Genomic DNA, 798 nt, shown 5'->3' on the forward strand with positions numbered 1-798 from the left:
CAGACACAAAACCAGTAGCACCAAATGATTCACMACAAAATTGGGAGAAGAACCGCCGCGTTGTAATATATATTAAGGAATAATATATTTCTATTTTAGTAATAAAATAATAAAAATACAGAAATTCTTTTAAAAAAATATTAAATTTTATCGTTTTATTTTGTATAATGAGTGAGAATGATAAGGTGAAATATTAAGATATTTTTATACATAGTAAGGAGAGAACCGAAAAGAATGGCACATAAAATTTTAGTTGTAGATGATGCGATGTTCATGCGAACAATGATTAAAAACTTGTTAAAAAGTAATTCTGAATTTGAAGTTATCGGTGAAGCAGAGAATGGGGTAGAAGCGATTCAAAAGTATAAAGAGCTTCAACCTGATATTGTAACACTAGATATTACGATGCCTGAAATGGACGGACTTGAAGCATTAAAAGAAATTATGAAAATTGATTCKAGTGCAAAGGTTGTCATTTGTTCCGCAATGGGACAACAAGGTATGGTGTTAGATGCGATTAAGGGCGGGGCAAAAGACTTTATTGTAAAGCCATTCCAAGCGGATCGTGTTATTGAAGCTTTAACAAAAGTAGCAAACAGCTAATATAAGGGGTGCCACAAGGAATCAAAACAATGATAGTAGATAGATATGTGGCCCCTTTTTTTCTTGTTTTAAAACACTAAATTGTTATACATAAATGAAATGTTTGTTAGACAGGTAGGGGATTAAAGTGCAAACAGATCTATTAAATATATTTTTTGAAGAAGCAGAAGAACATTTACAGTCGCTAAATGAAAA

Annotated in this window: 1 protein-coding gene and 1 pseudogene; both read left to right on the plus strand. The window is 31.4% G+C overall.

Annotated elements, in window-relative coordinates:
* Nucleotides 1–83, plus strand: a pseudogene (locus AC1DTM_RS29685) (OmpA family protein); the annotation flags it as partial.
* A 151-nt stretch (nucleotides 84–234) separates the two neighbouring features.
* Entirely contained in the window at nucleotides 235–603 is a 369-nt protein-coding gene (locus AC1DTM_RS29690; protein ID WP_000940577.1) for a response regulator, read from the plus strand.
* Nucleotides 604–798 lie beyond the last annotated feature (195 nt).

Source organism: Bacillus sp. P4_D3 (assembly GCF_056401855.1).